Raw genomic sequence first — 3,787 nt, 5'->3', positions numbered from 1 at the left:
GGTTTGGGCTAGGTTCTTCCAGGACATAGGCTATTGCTCGAACTTGAATAAAGGCTTATTTTACCCATTTTGGGGCTTGAGGTCGTGCAAAGGTCTCCGTCTATATAATCGAGTACATAAATGCTCATGTAAATATCATCCAATTCCCATAGGGCTTTTTAGTTCTATTGCGACGGGCATAGGAGCTAAGTTTTCTGACGATGGTGCTTTGTGTGGTTTTTTTGAGTGCCATTGAGGCAAATATCCGCTGTAAGTTGTCGCCTTCGCTGGCGATCAAGTCCCCTTTGACCTGCCTTGATGGTTTTATTATGTAGTCGGATGGATAGCTGTTTTCTGGGTTAAACCCTACCAGCTTAGTCGCTTTACGATCAATATGCGTATACCGGGGCGCCCATGTCCGTCCGAACGTTTCCATTAGCACAAAATTACCTGGTTGGTGCCCGCCATATCGACTGAGATAACATCAGGGTCGATCTCAGACGTATTGTTGAAGACAATATCGAAAGCATAGTAGCTTTCATGCTCATTGGCACCGATCACTTTGGCATTGGCAGGAACATGATTGACCACCATAGTGAAATTCACCAACCCTTTGCTGAGGCCAAAATATTTCTTGGAATAGCGAGCCTTGAACGTAGCTCGCTGCGCCTCAATTTTTTGCCCGTCGGCACTGGCATGTAAAGTACCCATATTCAGGTTATAATGCTGGAATATTGGTAACATAGCGGTAGCGTTCGCAATGATGTCATTTGCCTTTCGGGTGTTTTCAAGGCGCATATAATTCTTCGATGTCGTACGGAGAAGATGGGCTTTTATGTCAGAAATATCGGCCATTGTCGCCAGTCCGATACGTTCGCCATAGGACATAATGCAAGCCATCAGATTGACCTTATCCACCTGGCTTTTGGCGTAACGTGGTTGGATGTGTTCAAAGTCATCCATAAAACCGCATTGTTCATTAACATATCGCAAAACATTTATAAGCCCCTCTTGGGGCAATTGTTCATAAATTGGGTTATTGACGGTATCTTCCTGCTTCTTGTAAGGCAGCGTCCAATGAATTTCATCGTTTTTCTGGGAAAATTTTAAGTGCGGGTTTTTCCCGCTTAAAATATTGGCGTTAACTTCACTATAGCGTTGCTCCAGCTTCGTTTTTAAGTCCGCAAGACGCTGGTTAATCGTCAAATTCAACACTGGAAAGCCAAGCGCCTCGAGCAAAGGTTGTTTGTCTTTCATTTCTTGCTTGCTGAGAAGGTCTTCATCAAAACTTTTAAAGCGTGTGCTGTCGCTGAAAAAAATATCTCCGGCTTCGAGGCCATTTTTTATTTGCTGATAGATGAAAAACTCAGAGTGGGAAAGTGTCGTTATCCACGGTTTTAGATTATTGGGTATTATTGTCGCCAACTTTGTTTGTAACTTCAGTGAAAGCGCGGGTTTCCCCAACTTAAAAACACTTTTTAATAAGCTGATTGCTTCACTAAGGGGATCGTCATCTAGTGTGCCGCTAAAATCGATGGCCATGAACAACGGCCTGATATTAAAGGCAATTTTGCGGGAAATTTGTTGGATATGGTTCCACTCGTAATGGAGATGGTTCAATTTTTTGCCCACCAAATAATCGATCATTTGTTTGATTTGTGTCTCATCAGCGATTTCAAAAGCCACTACTTTTATACCTCGGAAGGGCAACCCGTCATCAATAGACTCATCCACAAACAATTGGACAAGTTTGCCGGTTTGGCGTAATTGCTGGCGGTGGTCAAGGTGGTACTCCGTCAATTGTTCCCGACTAACCCGTTCAGTTTCCTGTGTAGTGGTGGCCACTTGATGGATAAAAGCGGTAATCAGGTTATCGCTGATTTGCTCAAAACAATGGAAGACAAAACAAAGCAAATAAAGCTGCGCTTGGCTTTTCGGCATATGTTGTAGGCGATGGACAGGGTAATACTCCGCCAAAGAAGCGTAATACTTTACGTTCTCGTTTGACACCTCCAGCTTTGGCAGGAATTCACGGGCAAATTTGTACAGATGGTTTGTTGAAACATGCTTCTGGATTTCTTGACGAATTTGATTTAGGCGAAAATCCTTTGCTCACTTTTTTAGAGCGGTCAGTTGGTAAAATTGCCCGTCCATCGTGAGCAAATCGTTGATCTCGGATTTTATGTTTTCTGGGACTTGCTGCCGGATACAGGCATTCAACCGCTTTTGTTCATCGCTGGTGGCTGCACCGATGATTTTCTGGAAGGTGCTGTAACCCGGCATAGTGATCTGTTCAGTGTCCAGAATCCGCAATAACTCGGTCAGCAAAAAGCGGGGCTGTGCATGAATCTTGGTTAGCTTCCCAGTTTTATGAGTCAGGAACTTGTATTCCTCTTTACCAAAAAGGCGGTATCTTTGACACTGCAATATCATTTTCTGTTGGGCTAGCCGGGTATTTTTACTTGGGATTGCTTGCCGCTTCATGCGGGAAATAACGCGCTAGGAGGTAATCCCTATCGGCCAGGACATCATCTCAAGTGAATACGAAGAACTGATGGCTGGCTTTGAAGTAGCCCAACTGAATCAAGAACAGAAGCTTGGCATTCGTTTGACGCAGTGATTCAAAGATCAAGTATTCATCTGGATCGAGTGAGAAATAAATCTCGCGCTCTTCATGGATAAAATTGGGGAGGCCAAACAATTCCTGGACTTCATCCTGGCTTAAAATTGCTAACCGCTTGGTGTTGTTGGGCATCATTTTGTTCTATTGAAAACGAGGGTTATTAATAAAATTTTTCAAACACAAAAAAAACATCATTTGCTCTTCTATTTAGTTCTCAAAAACCATTCTTGAAATAAAATTCTCGATTCGCTATAGTGTTACGGGTTTTGAGAATATTTTTACCGACATTAATTATGCAAATCGGCTACGCTCGCGTTTCAACTAAGGACCAAAATTTACATCTTCAATCAGAGGCATTAACTCAGGCTGGATGCGAGAAGATTTATAAAGACCATGCCAAGCGGTGCCACGGCATCGCGTAAAGGGCTTGACATGGCACTAGAGGTTCTTTGCCAAGGTGATACACTAGTGGTATGGAAACTGGATCGTCTTGGCCGCAACGTAAAGGACTTGGTAACACTGGTCGGCGAACTTGAAGGCCTTGGCATACATTTCAAAAGTTTGACTGACAGCATCGACACATCAACATCCTCGGGTCGTTTCTTTTTTCATGTCATGGCAAGCCTTGCACAAATGGAACGTGAACTATTGGTAGAACGTACCCGGGCAGGTTTAGAAACGGCGCGGAGGCATGGCAGGATTGGCGGTCGTAAACGCATTATGACGGACTCAAAATTACAATCGGCCAAACGGCTTTTAGCAGACGGCGTACCCCCAAAAAATGTAGCCGCTGATCTTGGCATATCAGTACCTACGTTGTACCGTTGGCTTCCTGCATCCGATTGGCATCAAACATCCAAACCGAGTAGCACTTAAAGATTGAACAAATGAATTAGCTTTACTCACAACCATAATGCTATTGTTAAGGACAATGCCAATATTGCCCACTGCCAGCGAATATCGGCCACAGTATTTTTTGCCACTGCATAAGTTTTGCTTGCCTCAAGTTTTGCAAGCATTGTTTGAGGTTCTGTGAGGTGAAGGTATTCAAATCCAGCCTCTAACGATAGTTGCGACAGATAACCATCGTTCAATGCACTCAGATGTTCGGTTCCTGTGGCTTCTGCGCTTCCAAACGGCGCATTGCGGGCATTGTAGCCTTCTATCTTCTCAGGGTTCAGGTCA

At 43.9% G+C, this 3,787-nt stretch carries 2 protein-coding genes and 3 pseudogenes; 1 reads left to right on the top strand and 4 read right to left on the bottom strand.

Translation table 11 applies throughout. The annotated features are described in order from the left end of the window. Window positions 1–124: 124 nt before the first annotated feature. The 3 genes and pseudogenes from ABL924_RS18140 to ABL924_RS18130 all read right to left on the bottom strand — a co-directional run bounded on the left by ABL924_RS18140 (window position 125) and on the right by ABL924_RS18130 (window position 2,737). A pseudogene (locus tag ABL924_RS18140) lies at window positions 125–942 on the bottom strand (Tn3 family transposase). 1,149 nt (window positions 943–2,091) lie between these two features. Then, window positions 2,092–2,463, bottom strand: coding sequence for a DUF4158 domain-containing protein (locus ABL924_RS18135; RefSeq protein ID WP_349028500.1), 372 nt, complete (start codon window positions 2,461–2,463; stop codon window positions 2,092–2,094). A gap of 49 nt (window positions 2,464–2,512) precedes the next feature. Continuing rightward, on the bottom strand, window positions 2,513–2,737 hold the full coding sequence (locus ABL924_RS18130; protein ID WP_349028499.1) for a DUF4158 domain-containing protein: 225 nt from the start codon (window positions 2,735–2,737) through the stop codon (window positions 2,513–2,515). A gap of 158 nt (window positions 2,738–2,895) precedes the next feature. On the opposite strand from ABL924_RS18130, the pseudogene ABL924_RS18125 reads away from it, so the two are divergent. After that, window positions 2,896–3,478 (top strand): annotated as a pseudogene (locus tag ABL924_RS18125) (recombinase family protein). A 26-nt stretch (window positions 3,479–3,504) separates the two neighbouring features. Here the strand turns inward: ABL924_RS18125 and ABL924_RS18120 are convergent. Beyond that, window positions 3,505–3,787: pseudogene (locus tag ABL924_RS18120) on the bottom strand (VWA domain-containing protein); the annotation flags it as partial.

Origin of the sequence: Methyloglobulus sp. (assembly GCF_040079455.1) — a bacterium.
GTDB lineage: Bacteria > Pseudomonadota > Gammaproteobacteria > Methylococcales > Methylomonadaceae > Methyloglobulus.
Note: the sequence above shows the minus strand (reverse complement) of the source record. Positions and strands in the feature narration are given on the sequence as shown.